Annotated in this window: 16 protein-coding genes; 1 reads left to right on the plus strand and 15 read right to left on the minus strand. The window is 67.1% G+C overall.

Annotated elements, in window-relative coordinates:
* Nucleotides 1-133 precede the first annotated feature (133 nt).
* The 9 genes from ABY44_RS36915 to ABY44_RS36955 form a co-directional block, all read right to left on the minus strand.
* The gene (locus ABY44_RS36915) at nt 134-1,066 is read right to left on the minus strand and encodes a family 2A encapsulin nanocompartment shell protein (protein ID WP_027790729.1); all 933 of its coding nucleotides are present in this window, start codon (nt 1,064-1,066) and stop codon (nt 134-136) included.
* 138 nt (nt 1,067-1,204) lie between these two features.
* A complete protein-coding gene (locus ABY44_RS36920) occupies nt 1,205-1,426 on the minus strand; it encodes a helix-turn-helix domain-containing protein (RefSeq protein WP_021156738.1) in 222 nt (73 codons plus the stop codon).
* A gap of 8 nt (nt 1,427-1,434) precedes the next feature.
* A complete protein-coding gene (epsC, locus tag ABY44_RS36925) occupies nt 1,435-2,373 on the minus strand; it encodes a serine O-acetyltransferase EpsC (protein ID WP_027790728.1) in 939 nt (312 codons plus the stop codon).
* Nucleotides 2,374-2,401: 28 nt separating this feature from the next.
* A complete protein-coding gene (locus tag ABY44_RS36930) occupies nt 2,402-2,872 on the minus strand; it encodes a rhodanese-like domain-containing protein (protein WP_059692885.1) in 471 nt (156 codons plus the stop codon).
* Between the two features lie 421 nt (nt 2,873-3,293).
* Entirely contained in the window at nt 3,294-4,694 is a 1,401-nt protein-coding gene (locus ABY44_RS36935) for an amidase family protein (RefSeq protein ID WP_431643545.1), read from the minus strand.
* 76 nt (nt 4,695-4,770) lie between these two features.
* Nucleotides 4,771-5,562, minus strand: coding sequence for an alpha/beta fold hydrolase (locus tag ABY44_RS36940; RefSeq protein WP_060171462.1), 792 nt, complete (start codon nt 5,560-5,562; stop codon nt 4,771-4,773).
* Between the two features lie 83 nt (nt 5,563-5,645).
* Nucleotides 5,646-5,972 carry a DUF4148 domain-containing protein gene (locus tag ABY44_RS36945; protein WP_060171464.1) on the minus strand — a complete coding sequence of 109 codons (327 nt, stop codon included), beginning with the start codon at nt 5,970-5,972 and terminating at the stop codon, nt 5,646-5,648.
* Between the two features lie 304 nt (nt 5,973-6,276).
* Nucleotides 6,277-6,822 carry a cytochrome P460 family protein gene (locus ABY44_RS36950; protein WP_059692878.1) on the minus strand — a complete coding sequence of 182 codons (546 nt, stop codon included), beginning with the start codon at nt 6,820-6,822 and terminating at the stop codon, nt 6,277-6,279.
* Complete coding sequence (locus ABY44_RS36955; RefSeq protein WP_060171467.1) at nt 6,822-7,865, minus strand: alpha/beta fold hydrolase; 1,044 nt, start codon at nt 7,863-7,865, stop codon at nt 6,822-6,824. Before ABY44_RS36955 ends, ABY44_RS36950 begins: the two co-directional genes overlap by 1 nt.
* Before the next feature lie 340 nt (nt 7,866-8,205).
* Here ABY44_RS36955 and ABY44_RS36960 point away from each other — a divergent pair, with 340 nt between their 5' ends.
* Nucleotides 8,206-8,610 carry a hypothetical protein gene (locus ABY44_RS36960; RefSeq protein WP_060171469.1) on the plus strand — a complete coding sequence of 135 codons (405 nt, stop codon included), beginning with the start codon at nt 8,206-8,208 and terminating at the stop codon, nt 8,608-8,610.
* Between the two features lie 89 nt (nt 8,611-8,699).
* On the opposite strand, the gene ABY44_RS36965 is transcribed toward ABY44_RS36960, so the two are convergent.
* The 6 genes from ABY44_RS36965 to ABY44_RS36990 form a co-directional block, all read right to left on the minus strand.
* Nucleotides 8,700-8,954 carry a hypothetical protein gene (locus ABY44_RS36965; protein WP_060085645.1) on the minus strand — a complete coding sequence of 85 codons (255 nt, stop codon included), beginning with the start codon at nt 8,952-8,954 and terminating at the stop codon, nt 8,700-8,702.
* 24 nt (nt 8,955-8,978) lie between these two features.
* Entirely contained in the window at nt 8,979-10,157 is a 1,179-nt protein-coding gene (locus ABY44_RS36970; protein ID WP_060171471.1) for an acetate/propionate family kinase, read from the minus strand.
* A 4-nt stretch (nt 10,158-10,161) separates the two neighbouring features.
* A complete protein-coding gene (locus tag ABY44_RS36975; protein WP_027790717.1) occupies nt 10,162-11,100 on the minus strand; it encodes a phosphate acetyltransferase in 939 nt (312 codons plus the stop codon).
* A gap of 19 nt (nt 11,101-11,119) precedes the next feature.
* Entirely contained in the window at nt 11,120-13,468 is a 2,349-nt protein-coding gene (locus ABY44_RS36980; RefSeq protein ID WP_060171473.1) for a DUF3141 domain-containing protein, read from the minus strand.
* A 61-nt stretch (nt 13,469-13,529) separates the two neighbouring features.
* Nucleotides 13,530-14,339 (minus strand): enoyl-ACP reductase FabI, encoded by an 810-nt coding sequence (fabI, locus tag ABY44_RS36985; RefSeq protein ID WP_414143092.1) that lies wholly within the window; start codon nt 14,337-14,339, stop codon nt 13,530-13,532.
* Nucleotides 14,340-14,750: 411 nt separating this feature from the next.
* The gene (locus ABY44_RS36990; RefSeq protein ID WP_021156719.1) at nt 14,751-16,028 is read right to left on the minus strand and encodes an epoxide hydrolase family protein; all 1,278 of its coding nucleotides are present in this window, start codon (nt 16,026-16,028) and stop codon (nt 14,751-14,753) included.
* Between the last annotated feature and the right edge of the window lie 101 nt (nt 16,029-16,129).

Below are 16,129 nucleotides of genomic sequence, written 5' to 3' on the forward strand. Positions count from 1 at the left end.
GGGCGCGGTGGCCTGCCCGGGCGGCGTCGAGAAGAACTCGGACGCGAGCCGCGCAAGCGTCGCGGGATCGGGCAAGCCGGCCGGCAACGGCGCGTGCGGCAGCGCATGCGCGTCGCCGCCGGCCAGGCCGGGATTAACGGTAGGTGTCGGGATAGTCATGGAACTTGGCGATTTCGACGTCATCGAGGACAGCCAGCGCATCCGGCGAATGGACCGCGAGCGAGCAATACAGCGAGATCAGGTACGACGCGATCGCCTGGTTGTTGATCCCCATGAAGCGCACCGACAGGCCCGGACCCTGCTCGCCGGCGACACCCGGCTGATAGAGGCCGACCACGCCCTGGCGCTTGTCGCCGACGCGCAGCAGCAGGATCTTGGTCTTGCCGTCCGCGACCGGCACCTTGTCCGACGGGATCAGCGGAATGCCGCGCCACGTCAGGAACTGCGAGCCGAACAGGCTGACCGTCGGCGGCGGCACGCCGCGCCGCGTGCATTCGCGGCCGAACGCGGCGATCGCGAGCGGGTGCGTGAGGAAGAACGCGGGCTCCTTCCACACCTTGGTCAGCAGCTCGTCGAGGTCGTCCGGCGTCGGCGCGCCCGTCAGCGGGAAGATCCGCTGGTCGTCGGTCACGTTCGCGAGCAGCCCGTAGTCGGGGTTGTTGATCAGCTGGCTTTCCTGCAGCTCCTTGATCGTCTCGATCGTCAGGCGCAGCTGTTCCTTGATCTGGTCATGAGGACTGCTGTAAAGATCGGAGATCCGCGTATGCACGTCGAGCACCGTGCTCACCGCGTTGAGGAAATACTCGCGCGGCTGTTCCTCGTACGGCACGAAGGTCTGCGGCAGCACGCTTTCGTCCTCGAGCTGCGTGCATGCGGCACGCACGGCTTCCGGGTTCTTCACCTGGTTCAGGCGATAGATGCCGGCCTCGACCGGTACCCATTGCAGCAGATGGGTCAGCCAGCGCGGCGTGATCGTGGAAAGCTGGGGGACGGTCTTGGTAGCGTTCGCTAGTTGGCGGGCGGCGTGATCGCTCAGCGCAGCCGCGCCGCTTGCAACGGTCGACATGTGTGGCTCCGGGTTCTTAAGATGAAAAACGGGATTGCTTATGACGCTGGGTGATTATCGGAAGCACGCACCTGCCGGCTCAACATGCTATAGCCGTCATGTCGCGTGCGACCGAAAGGGAAAGGTGACGAGGCGGCCTCAGGTGACGAACGTGCCCGGCAGCAGCGTCGAGATCGATACGTCGAACGCGCGCGCGATCTTGTCGGCCGTGACGATCGACGCGATCGCCTCGCCGCGCTCGATCTCGCCGACATACGAACGGTTCAGCCCCGCATGCTCGGCCAGCTGTTCCTGCGACCACGTGCGCGCTTCGCGCAGCCTGCGCACGTTGGCGCCGAAGTGATGGATGAGGTCGCTCATCGCGCCTCCTAGGCGACACGCGCCGCCGCGCGCGGCGTGGCGTTCGTTTCGCTGCGCAGCACCGCCTGCGTGATGTTCTCGCCGGCCGGCACGTCCTGCGTGAGCCACACGTTGCCGCCGATCACCGCGCCGCGCCCGATCGTCACGCGGCCGAGGATCGTGGCGCCCGCGTAGATCACCACGTCGTCCTCGACGATCGGATGCCGTGCGAGCCCTTTCTCGAGATGGCCGGCCGCGTCGCGCGGAAAGCGTTTCGCGCCGAGCGTGACGGCCTGGTACACGCGCACGCGCTCGCCGATGATCGCCGTCTCGCCGATCACGACGCCGGTGCCGTGGTCGATGAAGAAGCCCGCGCCGATGCGCGCGCCCGGATGAATGTCGATGCCGGTCTCCGCATGCGCCTGTTCGGCGATGATCCGCGCGAGCAGCGGCAGGCCGAGCCCGTACAGCTCGTGCGCGAGCCGGTGGTGGATCATCGCGAGGATGCCCGGATAGCACAGCAGCACCTCGTCGACGCTGCCGGCCGCCGGATCGCCGTGGAACGCGGCCAGCACGTCGCTGTCGAGCAGCCGGCGGATCTCGGGCAGGCGCGCGGCGAACGCCTGCACGGCCGTCGACGCGACTTCGTCGACATGATCGACCGGCCCGTCGGCATTGCGCTGCCGCGCCGCGTAGCGCAATTCCAGCTTCACCTGCGCGAGCAGCGCGTTCAGCGCCGCGTCGAGCGCGTGGGCCACGTGGAAGTTCTCGCTCTCCTGGCGCAGCTCGGGCGGCCCGAGCCGCATCGGGAACAGCACGCCCTTCAGCGCGCCGATGATCTGCGCGAGCGCTTCGCGCGCCGGCAGGTCGCGCCCGCCCGGTTCGAGCGAGCGCCGCTGCTTCTCGCGCCATGCACGGCGTACGGTCTGCAGCGATTGAACGATGTCGTCGATGTCGAATGCGGCCATGCTGCGTTCTCCCTGTCTCGGCCGTGAATCAGTCCTGTGCCCACGGCAGGCCGCGGAAGCGCCAGCCGTTGCTGACGCCGCGATGCTGCCGTTCGTCGAGGTCGCCCTCGAACCCTTCGAGCACGTTGAATACCTGCGTGAAGCCTCCCTTCGTCGCGGCCTCGGCCGCCTGCGCCGAGCGGTTGCCGCTACGGCACAACAGCAGCACGACGGCCGCCTTGCCCGTCTTCGCTTCCAGTTCGCGCACGAAGCGCGGGTTGCGCGTCAGGCTCGTGCCGGTCGCCCACGGCACGTGCAGCGATTCCGGCACGTGGCCGACGAATTTCCGTTCCTCGGCGGTGCGCACGTCCACCAGCAGCGCATCGCCGGACGAGAACAGCGCCCACGCGACTTCCGGCGCGACACCGCCCGCATAGGGCGTACCGGCCGCCGCAGCGGCCGCGCGCGCGTCTTCGAGCGCCTGCTGCGCGGCAGTTCGTTCTTCCAGTTCAACCGTCATGACACTTCCTTGTTTTCGCGGATTCGTATGAACAAAAACACCGGGAATTCGGCCGTTGCAGCTTGCGTGCTGTCTATAGCCGTCAGCGCCACTATGCGAGGGCGGCCGGGGAAGCTGAACCAATAAAAATTCATTTCCTAATCAGCGTTGCGGGGAATGCAATAGCAGACGCGCGCTATCGGCGCAGCTCGCGGGCGAGCAGGACAGGCGCAATGGTGGCCGTTCGATGTCGCGCATCGAAGGTGTTCGAAAGGAATCGCGGGAGACGATCAACGCGGCGGGTGGCGCGTTGGGATGGAAGCGGAAATGGAATGCAGGCGCTGGCGCGCCTGCATGGATGTCGCAAGAAATCCGGCTGCCGGCATGCGTCTGCACGATGCCTGACGGGCATCGCCGATGCATTCGCTTGTGCGTCTGCCGGTCACTGTACCGGGTCGACCGGCGCAACCGGCACGCCGCGCGCTTCGATGTCGCGCCCGGCGAGCAGGCACAGATCCTCGCGATGGTGCGCGGCGACCACCTGCACGCCGACCGGCACGCCATTCTCGAGCGACGTCGTCACGGCGAGCCCCGGCAGCCCCATCGCCGGCAGCGCGCGCAACGTGAGCTGCGCCTCCCACACGCGATCGAACCCGTCCTGCCCCTGCCGGTCGAGATCGTCCGGAAACGGCAGCTCCGACGACACCGGCAGCAACACGACCGCATATTCATCGAGAAACAGCCGCCACTGTCGCGTCAGCGTCGTACGCCGGACGAGCGCGCGGCTGATCACATCGGCCGGCAGGTCGCGCACCTTGCCGCGCACGGCCTCGACCACCGCCGCCGCGCCCGGATCGCCGTCGCCGGCAACCGCGTTCGCCAGTGCATCGAAACCGTCGCCGAGCCAGAGCTGCTCCTGCAACAGTGCGGCCTCACGCATCGGCGGCGTGTCGTCGATCTCGTCGACGGTCCAGCCCGCATCGACCAGACGTCGCGCGGCATCGCGCAACGCGGCCTCGCCTTCGGGCACGACCTGCAGGCCGCCCGGCCGCACGCACAGTGCCGCGCGCTTCGGCACCTCGCACCCGTCGAACGGCACCGCCACGTGCCACGGGTCGCGTGGGTCGGGCGCGGCGAACGCCCGCAGCGCGAGCGCGAGATCGTCGATCGTGCGTGCAATCGGGCCCGCCGTCGACATCAACTGCGCACCGATCGCCCGCTCGGGCGACGACGCGTTGAACGCCGGCACGCGCCCGAGCGACGGCCGGATTCCGTGCACGCCGCATGCGTAGGCCGGGTAACGCACCGAGCCGCCGATGTCGGTGCCGACGGCAAGCGGGCCGATTCCCGCGGCCACGGCCGCCGCCGCGCCGCCGCTCGATCCGCCCGGCGTCAGCGACGGATGGCGCGGATTGCGCGTGTGGCCGTGCACGAGATTCGACGTGAACCAGCGCAGCGCGAACGTCGGCGAATTGGTGCGGCCGAGCAGGATCGCGCCGGCTTTTCTGAGGTTGCCGACCACCGGGCTGTCGGCATGCGCGATCAGGTTCTCCTGCAGGCGCGTGCCGTTCGTCGTCGCGAAACCCGCCTGGTCGACGTTGATCTTCACGGTGACGGGCACGCCCGAGAGCGGCCCCGGATCGTCGCCGCGCGCGATCGCGCGATCGACTTCGTCGGCCTGACGCCGCACGTCGTCGGGCCTGTGTTCGATCACCGCGTTGATCGCCGGATTCACCGCGTCGAGACGATCGAGCACGGCGTCCGCCACTTCGCGCGCGGACACGTCGCGATGCCGGACGCGTTTCGCGAGTTCGGTTGCCGGCAGTTGCCACAGTTGCGTCATGACTCCTCCTCGTGAAAAGACATCTCCGTCACTCGCGCCACCGCGCTTCCCTGCGAAAGCGCGGCGCCGCGTTCACTCACTGCGCATCCTGCTTCGCGCGTTCCGCTGCCGCGATGATCGCGTCGGCCACGGCCTTCGGCTGGCTCAGCATCGACACATGGCTGCCGTTCACGCGCGCGACCGTCGCGCCGATCCGCTTCGCCATCGTTTCCTGCAGCGTCGGATCGATCATCCTGTCCTGCGTCGCGACGACGAACGTCGACGGCTTCGCATGCCACGCGGCTTGCGTGACCTTCTCCGAAATGCACCCGCCGTACCACGGCCCCTGGGTCGCCGCGACGATGCGCTGCTGCGCGGGCGGCAGGTCCGGCGCGAAATCCTGCGCGATCGCCTTGTCCGACAACGTGGCGAAGCCGCCCGCGTCCTTGCGCAGTTCGCCGGCCCATGCGGGTGCCGGCAACCCCTGCGTGACGTCCGCGATCGACTGGCCGTTGTCGGGTGCGAACGCGGCGACGTACACGAGCGACTTCACCTTGTCGTCGTTGCCCGCGTCGCTGATCACGACGCCGGCCCACGAATGGCCGACCAGCACGACCGGCCCCTTCTGCTCGTCGATCGCGCGCTTCGTCGCGGCTGCATCGTCGGCGAGCGAGCTCAGCGGATTCTGCACCGACACCACGTGCAGCCCGCGCGCCTCGAGCAGCGGAATCACGCGGTTCCAGCTCGACCCGTCGGCGAATGCGCCGTGCACGAGCACGACGTTCGTGCCCTTCAGGTCGTCTTTCGGCGCAGCCTGCACCGCGACCGCACCGAACAGTCCGCCGATCACGGCGGCGGACACCAGAACGCGTTTCATCAAACCGGCCATCGTTTTACTCCTTGCTCTGTTGTGTTGTTTGAACGTGCCGCGGTAGCGGCTGCGCCTGCGCACGAGGCAGGCGCGGCTCCGGATCACGAATGCGCGTACAGGTCGTCGTATGCGTTCGGCGCGGAATGCGCTTGCGCCGCGCCGCGATGGCCGGCACGCGTCGATGCGTCGGCCACGTTGTCGTCTTGCGACTTCGACGGGCCGTTCTGGTCGGAACGCGCGACCTGCAGCGCGGCGGCGACGTCTTCCGGGTAATGCGGTTCGCTACGCGCCGGGTTGTAGCCGGCCTGCTCCAGGCGGACGAGTTCGGCGCGCACGTCGGCACGCGTGAGGCCGTGGCCGGTGTCGGCAAACGACAGGGCGGGGATGGCGGCGAGGACGGCAACGGCGAGGATGCGAGCGGCTTTCATGAGGGTTCTCCTTGAAGGAAGTAGGTCGGTCGATCATTCGGCATCCGATCCAGATCGTCTGGCATCGAACGTTTCCTGCATGTCGACAGTAGAACCCGCCCACGTATCCGGCATGTTTCCGGAACCGGGGCTTTCTGCATGCCAGTTTTTCAGGAACGGCCGCAGATACAGTGCGATACAAACCGGGCTACCGCATCGTTCATGGCCCGCTCCGCTGACGTTCTCCACGAAAGCACACCCACCATGAAAAAAAGGCGTGCCACGCACGGCACGCCTTTCCGTCGAACGCATCGAACCGGGTACGTCACGGCGCCAGCCGCGTGAACACGTAGTCGTGATTCTTCACCCGCGCCTGATGGCACGCAAAGCACGTCTGATGCTGGCCGATATCGGCCGGCACGCCGTTGATGAACCGCCCGAAGCCCCAGCCGCCCGTCGACGCATAGCGGCGCGAGTCCTTCACCATCACCTGCACGGTCGTCGCCTGTCCGGGCACCGTCGCCGGCGCGAACTCGTCGGACTGCTTGCGCTTGTACGCGAGTTTCACCAGGATCGTGCCGTCCGGAAACGGCAGTGTCGCCTGTTCGAGCGCACGGATCGCGACGGGATTGCCGAGCACGACACGCAGTTCATCGAGCGGCGCGGCTTCTTCGGCCGGGGCGACCATTTCCCACTTCCGGTAGCCGGGCGGGATCGTCACGCCGTAAATCGGCGACGCGGCGGCGGCAGCCGGCTTCGGCTGCTCCGCGAACGCGGCCGGGCCGCTCGCCGACCACGCGCCGGCCAGCAGCACGCCCGCGACGAACCCGCGGCGCACGCCGCGACGCACGCCCTCCATGCCCGCCCGCATCACAGGTGCTCCACTTGCAGGATGGCATCCGCGAACGCCTGCGGCGCTTCCTGCGGCAGGTTGTGGCCGATGCCGCCGGTGATCGTGCGGTGCTGGTACTTGCCGGTGAACTTCTTCGCGTACGCGGCCGGCTCCGGATGCGGCGCGCCGTTCGCATCGCCTTCCATCGTGATCGTCGGCACCGTAATCGCAGGGCCGGCCGCAAGGCGCCGCTCGAGGTCGTCGTATTGCGCCTCGCCCTTCGCGAGCCCGAGACGCCAGCGATAGTTGTGGATCACGACGGCCACGTGATCGGGGTTCTGGAACGACGCGGCCGTGCGCGCGTAGGTTTCGTCGGAGAACTGCCATTTCGGCGATGCGAGCTGCCAGATCAGCTTGTTGAACGCGTCGCGGTTCGCCGCGTAGCCCAGCGCGCCGCGCTCGGTCGTGAAGTAGAACTGATACCACCACTGGAATTCGGCCTGCGGCGGCAGCGGCTTGCGGTTCGCTTCCTGGCTGCCGATCAGGTAGCCGCTCACCGACACCAGCGCCTTCACGCGCTGCGGCCACAGCGCCGCGATGATGTCGGCCGTGCGCGCGCCCCAGTCGTAGCCGCCGAACACCGCGCGGTCGATCTTCAGCACATCCATCAGCGCAATGATGTCGACGGCCGTCACGGCCTGCTGGCCGTTGCGCACCGTGTCGGCCGAACGGAACGTCGTCGACCCGTAGCCGCGCAGGTAAGGCACGATCACGCGATAGCCGGCCGCGACGAGCAGCGGCGCGACTTCCGCATAGCTGTAGATGTCGTACGGCCAGCCGTGCAGCAGGAACACGACCGGGCCGTTCTTCGGCCCGAGATCCGCATACCCGACGTTGAGCACGCCCGCGTCGATCTGGTGGATCGTGCCCAGCGACGCGACGCCGGCCGCGCGCTTCGCAGGCGCTGCATCGGGCGCCGACTGCGCGTGCGCCAGGGCGCTGAAGCCGAGGTCGGCGAGGCTGAGGCTCGCCAGCGTCGTACCCAGGATCAGGCGGCGGCGGGTGTTCACGGTTTCGGGCATGGCTCGTTCTCCAGTGTCGATCGCTAAGGAAGGTGACCCGCGGCACGTGCGGGCACTCGGGAATCCGCATTCTCGGCAGCGGTGCATGGCATCGCGCCGCCGTGTGAATCGCTTCACCGGTTTTATACCCGAGCCCTGGCGAGGCTTTGTATCCCAACGTATCTGTCGGCGAACACGACACACGACGATTCAAAAATCGGGCGGGAATGCGGGTTCGCAGGGGGCCATGTGCCACGCGCCGGCCTGCCCCGGCGATGGCGTGGCCACGCTCCGCCTCTCGCTTCGGCGCCGAAACGCGGCGATACTACGCCGCTTGCCGTGACAACCCACCCGATTGCAGGTGACCAATTTGACCGATGCCGACGAACAAGACGCTCCCGTGCAACAGGCGAGCATGAACGGGCCGCCGCTCTGGCTCGCGACCATCCTGACCGCGTTCGGGCTTGCGGCGCTCCTGCTCGCGTGGTTCTCCGGATACGCCACCGCCTACTGCGACACGCTTGGCGATGCCGTCGTCTGGGTCGTGTTTGTCACGGCGGCTTTCGTTTTTGCCGCCTTCAGGTACAACTGGAACATCTTGCCGGTCGGGCTGGTTGCCTGCATCGCGCTCGCCGCGGTCGTCCGGCGGCTTCCGCGTTTCAAGGTCACCTGGCGTCGATTTTTGATCGTGCTGCCTTGTGTCTATGCCGCGATGACGCTTTTCACGTGGCTGAGGGACGTACACGGCACGTGCCGGATCATCTGAAGGTGACCGCCCCACCCCGCCGATGAACACCGGCCGCATGTCGGCCGGCCCGCATTCACCGCTCGAACCACGCCGCTGCACGAAGCCGTTCAGTCCTTCCGGTCCGGCAGGATATGCGCGCGAATCGAGCGGCCCCGCCACGAGATGTGATCGATCCGGGCGCGCAGCGTGTAAAGCGCCACCGACGACAGCGTGTCGAACCGAAGCAGTGCGATGGGGGTGCCGATCCCGGCCGGCACGCGCTCGATCGCATCGAACAGCGGGAATCCATGCCGCGCCAGGAACGCGCCGACCTCGTCGTCGCGCGCGTGTTCTTCGACATTGACCAGCAGTAGTTCAGCCATGAGGATTCCTTGCTCGTTCGCCCGTCACCCGATCAGCCGGTGCGTATGGCGCGCGATCATCAGCTCTTCGTCGGTCGGGATCACCCACGCCGATCCGCGGCTCGATGCCGTCGTGATCAGCGGCCCGCCCGTGCCGTTCGCGTCGACATCGATCTCGACGCCGAGCCACGCCGCACGGCGCAACACCCCTTCGCGAACCGCCGCCGCGTGCTCGCCGATCCCCGCCGTGAACACGACGGCGTCGATGCCCTCCATCGCGGCCGCAAGCGAACCGAGTTCGCGCGCGATGCGGTAGACGTACAGCTCGATGGCGAAGCGCGCGTGCGGATCGTCGCTCGCGAGCAGGGTGCGCATGTCGCTCGACATACCGGACACGCCGAGCAACCCGGAACGCCGATAGAGCAGATCCTCGACGGCGCGCACGTCCATCCCGAGTGCTTCCATCAGGAAGATCACGACGCCCGGATCGAGGTTGCCACAACGCGTGCCCATCGGCAGCCCGTCGAGCGCCGTGAACCCCATCGTGCTCGCGACGCTCTTGCCTGCCACGAGCGCGCACATGCTCGCGCCGTTGCCGAGATGGGCGACGACCGTGCGCCCGCGCGCCGCCGTCGGCGCGACGTCGGGCAGCACGCTCGCGATGTACTCGTACGAGAGCCCGTGAAAACCGTACCGGCGCACGCCCCGGCTGGTGATCGACGCGGGCAGCGCGAACGCCTGGGTCACCGCGGGCTGCGTGCAGTGGAACGCCGTGTCGAAGCAGGCCACCTGCTCGACGCCGGGCTGCATCGTTTCGAGGATACGAATCGGCGTCAGGTTGTGCGGCTGATGCAACGGCGCGAGCGGGGTGAGTTTTTCCAGCTCGGCCACGATCTCGGGCGTGACGCGCACCGGGCCGCTGAAGCGTTGCCCGCCGTGCACGACGCGATGGCCCACCGCCGCGAGACGGTGCCCTTCCTGATGCGCGCCCAGGAACGCGGCGATCTGCTCGAGCCCTTCCTGATGGCCGAACGTATCGCCGCCGGCCCATTGCCGTTCGTGACGCTCCGCGTGGCGGTCGACGGCACTGAAGTGCGCCGTGGCCGTGTACAGGCCCTCGACCTGGCCATGCACGATCAGGCCGAGCGTGTCGCCGTGCACGTCGAATGCGGAAAACTTGATGCTCGACGAGCCGGCATTCAACACCAGAATCACGTCTGCCATGGCGTCACCCCGCGCGCCGGGCCGCTTCGCGCTGCACGTTCGCGACGAGCATCGCGACCGCACAGGAAGCCAGCCGGGTAATCAACGAATCGGCACGACTCGTCAGGATGACCGGCACGCGCGCGCCGAGCACGATGCCCGCCGCATCCGCGCCGGCCAGGAACGACAGGCTCTTGGCGAGCATGTTGCCCGCTTCCAGGTTCGGCACCATCAGCACGTTCGCGTGCCCGGCCACCGGCGAATCGATCTGCTTGATGCGCGCGGCTTCGGGATCGATCGCGTTGTCGAGCGCCAACGGGCCGTCGACGAGCGCGCCGGTGATCTGCCGCCGATCCACCATCTTGCACAGCGCGGCGGCTTCGAGCGTCGACGGCACTTTCGGGTTGACCGTCTCCATGGCCGAGAGGATCGCCACACGGACCTGCGGAAAATCCAGCGCATGCGCGAGATCGATCGCGTTCTGCAGGATGTCGACCTTTTCCTCGAGCGTCGGCGCGATATTGATTGCCGCGTCGGTCACGATCAGCGGATCGGCGTGCGCGGGCACGTCCATCACGAAGCAATGGCTGATGCGCCGGCCCGTGCGCAACCCGGAATCGTGCCGCACCACTTCGGCCATGAGTTCGTCGGTGTGAAGGCTGCCCTTCATCAGCGCGGACGCGCGGCCGTCGCGTACGAGCCGCACCGCCGCCGCTGCCGACGCCTCGCTGTACGGCGCATCGACGATCTCGTAGTCGCCGATCGGTAGCTGCAACTCCGCGGCGGTCGCTTCGATACGCGCACGCGGGCCGACCAGGATCGGCTCGATCAGCCCCTTGCGCGCCGCCTCCAGCGCGCCCTCGAGCGAGCTTCGATCGCACGGATGCGCGACGGCCGTCGGCATCGGCGCGAGCGCCTGGCAGTGTTCGATGAGGCGGCGATATTTCTCGTGTCGGGTTTCCATTGCGGTTCCTCGCTGTCCGTCACTGCACGCGTTCGAGTGTCGCCAGCGGCCCCCTGGCCGGTAGCGTGGCAGGCGGCGCGCCCAGTACCGCGCGAATGCGTTGCAGCGCCGCCCACTGTTGCTCGCTCACCGACGCGCTTTGCACGCGCGCGTCGCCCAGCAGCTTGTCCAGCAGCGTCAGCAGCCGCTGGCGGTCCTCCGGCCGGGCAAGCAGCACCGGCAGCGCGGCGACGGCCTGTTGGGGCGCGTAAGTCGCGATGATCTCCTGCTCGCCATAGATGCGCCGCCACTGGTCGGGCGGCAGGTTCGGCAGGTATTCGGCGTAGGTTTCGGCAAGCTCGCGCTCGGTCGCAAGCTGCGCCAGCGGAAACGGTTCGCCGCTGCGCTCGAGCAGAAACGCCGCGCGCGCAACCGCTTCGGTGTAGCCGCCACGCTCGATCGACGCGAGCGCCGCCTTCACGAACGGCAGGTCGCGAGGGTCCGCCGCCGCCGGCGCAGCCGCGTGACGGTCGCGATACTGCTCCCCGAAATGAAGCATGGCCGGCTGGGTGTACAGCGAGAAGAACAGCGACTCGATGCTTGCATCGCGCATCGCGCGGAAACAATCGAGCGACGCGCTGACGATATCCGAGCCACGCCGTTCGAGCTTGCGCCACGGCTCGATATCGTCGGCCGGCTGGCGGTGGGCCCTGACCATGTCGGCGGCTGGCTTCAGCCAGCGAAGCCAGGGATTCAGGTCCGAAAACGCCCAGCGCTGGAAGCGCAGCGGATGAAAGTCGCGCAACAGGTGCGCCGTGGTCTCGTTCGATGCCTGCTGCACGTATGGCTGCATGAACAGTTCATACGCGCGCTGCGTGAATTCGGACAGCGCGGCGACGGCCTCGAACGCTTGCTCGTCCTTGCGCCCGAAGCGGTTGAAGTATTGCGCGATCTCTTCCAGACGGTGCTCGGCGAAGGTGACGTCGTACGTGACCTTCCCGTCGGCGCCCTTTACCTCCTCGATCGACATCGCATAGAGGCCGGGCGGCAGCGTTTCGACGGCATCCAGCACGCTGACGATCTGCGCGTGCTCCTTCTTCGCGACCTTGCCGGACACGAAGATGCCGAGATGCCCCACGTCCTCTTCCACCAACCCGATGATGACCTGCCCGCGCGACTTGATCTCCTCCGTGCTGCCGTAGATGTCCGTGACCCAGTTGAACGCCTGCTGCGGCGGCGTGATGTTGTCGCCCATCGACGCGAACAGGATGATCGGCGAGCGGATCTCGCGCAGGTCGAACGCCTTGCCCGATCCGTCTTTCACTTCGCCGGACCAGAGCTTGTTGCCGATGAACAGGTTGCGCGTGATCCATTCGATCTCGTCGCGGTTCATCAGGTAGTAGCCGCCCCACCAGCGCTCGAACTCGAGGAAGCGCGGCGGCTCGGTGTCGATGTGGTCGTACACGTGGTAATACTTGTCCCACAACGTGTTCGCCGGATTCAGGTTCTCGAAGTTCTGCACGAGATAGGCGCCGTCGAACTTGCCGTTGCCCAGGTCCGACGCGAACGACGCGAGCCACGTGCCGCCGAGTATGCCGCCGGCATAACGCATCGGATTGTCGCCGGGCCCGTCGCTCCACGCGCCGCTCCAGTACGACATCGGGGCGCCGTTGATGACGATCGGGCCCGTATCGTCCGCCGACGAACTCGCGAGCATCATCGCGGCCCAGCCGCCCTGGCAGTTGCCGACGATGGCCGGCTTGAGGCTGTCCGGATGCAGCTCCCGCACTTTCCGCACGAACGCCTGTTCCGCGGCGCACACGTCGAGCAACGTCTGGCCGGGCTCGGGCTCCTGGAAGAACACGACGAAATACACGGGATGCCCCGCGCGCAACGCCACGCCGACTTGCGAATCGTCCTTGAAGCCGCCGATACCGGGGCCGTGCCCGGCACGCGGATCGATGATCAGGTAGGGCCGCTTGCCGGCGTCGACGATCACGCCATCCGGCGGCTGGATGTGAACGAGCGCGTAATTGACGGGCCGTGCGAACTGCCGGCCGTCGAGCACGACGTCGTAGTCGAAATGCAGCACCGGCTTGAGCCCCTCGGCCATGCGCTCGACATATTGCGTGCCGCGCTCGCGCAGCGTGTCCCAGAACAGCAGCGCGCGCTGTGCAGCGTCGACCGCGTAATGCCACGTGCCCAGCGGCGAGAACGGCATGGCAAACGGGGCGGCGCCCGGCTCCTGGCCGGGGCCGTCGCTGCCGTCGAGTGCTTCGCCCAACCGTTTCCCGTACTGTTCCAGCGCGTGCTGCGTGCGCTTTTGCAGGACGTGGACAATCTCCGTGGCGATCTCATGACTGCGCGCCAGTTGCGTGGCAGCATCCATAACACTGTTCTCCAGAGGGGCAAGGTGAATCTCGACGCATTCCGGGAGCGGCCGCCTCGCGTCAGCCGAGCACGTGCATCCCCGCGTCGATGTAGTGAATACCGCCGGTCATCGCGCGTGCGGCATCGCTGGCGAGAAAGGTGCACAGCGCACCGACGTCGTCGATGTCGAGCGGACGGCGCAATGGCGCACGGCGGGCGGTGTCGTCAAGCAGGTGATCGAAGTTAGGCAGCCCGGAGGCCGCCCGCGTGGCCAGTGCGCCGGGCGACACCGCATGCACGCGAATGCCGGCCGGCCCCAGCTCGACAGCGAGGTATCGGACGGTGGCCTCCAGCGCCGCCTTGACCGGGCCCATCACGCCGTACTCCGCGATGACCTGGTCGGCACCGATATAGGTCATCGCCATCAGGCTTCCACCGGACGTCATGAACGGCTCGGCCAGTTTCGCCATCCTGATGAACGAGTGGCAGGAGGTATCCATCGCGAGGGCGAACCCTTCCGGCGAACTGTCGACGACCCGCCCGTGCAGATCGGCCCTGGGTGCATAGGCAACGGCATGCAACAGAAAATCGAGGCCGCCCCACTGTTCGCCGATCGTGTCGAACACCTCGCGCATCTGGTCGGCCCGGCTCACGTCGAGCGGCATCGCAATCGCCGGCTTCAGCTGGTCGAGCAGCGGCTCGATGTACGGCAACGCCCGGTCGGATTGCCAGGTCACCGCCAGCTCGGCACCCGCCGCATGAAAGGCGCGCGCACATCCCCACGCGATGCTCTGCTCGTTCGCCAGGCCGACGACGATGCCTCTTCGACCTTCAAGCGGGCGCATGCCATCGCAAGCCATGCGTGACTCGCGCACGTCGTTATTCGTCATCGCGAAACCTCGGGTCGTATTTTTTCACCGGGCGAAACCGTGAAAAAGCCGATTCGGCTTTTTGCCGCGTGCCAATAAACAGGATGATCCGTCCGCACTCAGGTGCAGTCGCGAATCATTGTATTGAGGGTTTCAATACATCAGGCAATTCACGCGATATATTTTGATTTTTATCAAAATCGCTTTTTAATCAAATAATTACGATGGAATGTTTCTTCCAGAAGGGGGCTGGTTCATCGATATGTCATTCAATCGTGAACGGAAGCGCCGTGCCGTTTCTGCTGTAAAACGGCCGCTTTGACGGGTAACGCCGGCAGCCATAACGACGCTACGGTGAATTCCGGAACGTGCACGACGGAAGCAAACGCCGGCCGCATCCGCACCGGCCCGCGTTCGCCCATCCTCCCTCGCTTACACGCGCCGCAACGGCCGGAACCCGGCACGCACTTCACGCGCGAACAACTCCGGCTCCTCCCATGCCGCGAAATGCCCGCCCTTGTCGACTTCGTTGAAGTAGATCAGGTTGTGATAGCTGCGCTCGGCCCAGCTGCGCGGCGCCTGGTAGATCTCGCCCGGAAACACCGTGATCGCGGCCGGCAACGCGATATCCACCGCATTGAAGTTGTTCGAGTGATCCTCCCAGTAGATCTGCGCGGCGGACGTCGCGGTGTTGGTCAGCCAGTACAGCGAGATGTCGTCGAGAATCTCGTCGCGCGGGATCGAACGCTCGGGCACGCCGCCGCTATAAGTCCACTGCGAAATCTTGTCGTACATCCACGCTGCCTGCCCGGACGGCGAATCGGCGAGTGCATAGCCGACCGTCTGCGGGCGCGTGACCATCATTGCCGAGTAACCGCAGTTGTCGCGATAGAACGTCGCGAGCTTCTCGTACGCGGCCTTCTCCTTCGGCGACAGCGACGCCGGCGCGGGTGCATCGGTCGCGAGCAGCGTCGCGATATCCGGCGGCACCGTCGCCGGCATGTTCACGTGAATCCCGGCCAGGCCCTGCACGCGCTGCATCGCCATCCGGTGCGAGATCACCGAGCCGCAGTCGCCGCCCTGCGACACGAAGCGCGTATAACCGAGCCGCGCCATCAGCTCGCCCCACGCGCGCGCGATGTGGTCGGAACCCCAGCCGGTCTGCGTCGGCCGGCCCGAGAAGCCGAAGCCCGGCAACGACGGCACGACGACATGGAACGCATCGTCGGCGCTCGCGCCGTGCGCGGTCGGGTCGGTCAGCGGGCCGATCGCCTTCAGCAGCTCGAAGATCGAACCCGGCCAGCCGTGCGTCATGATCATCGGCATCGCGTTCTCGTGCCGCGAGCGCACGTGGATGAAATGAATGTCGAGCCCGTCGATTTCCGTGATGAACATCGGGAAACCGTTCAGGCGCGCCTCGCCCTTGCGCCAGTCGTAATCGGTGCCCCAGTAGCGCAGCAGCGCCTGCATGCGCGCCAGCCGCACACCCTGCGATTCGTCGGCGACGGTCTCGCGGCCCGGCCAGCGTGTTGCCGCGATGCGGCGGCGCAGGTCGGCGACGGCTTCGTCGGGAATGTGCGCGGTGAACGGGCGTATGCCGCTCGCGCCGGTCGCGGCATGCAGCGCCGTGGGCAGCATCGCCGAGACCCCTGCGGCCACGGACGTGGCAAGCAGGTGGCGACGCATCGGGGAAAACGGTGTGGAAGACATCGTTCGGCATCTCCTTTCGTGAAGTGGAAAGTGAACATGCCGCGCGCGGGGCCGCGCCTTCGCTTTCAATCCGGCGCGCCCGGCTCACGCGGCGTCGCCCA

The organism is Burkholderia sp. ZZQ-2, from assembly GCF_050768715.1.
Classification (GTDB): domain Bacteria; phylum Pseudomonadota; class Gammaproteobacteria; order Burkholderiales; family Burkholderiaceae; genus Burkholderia; species Burkholderia cepacia.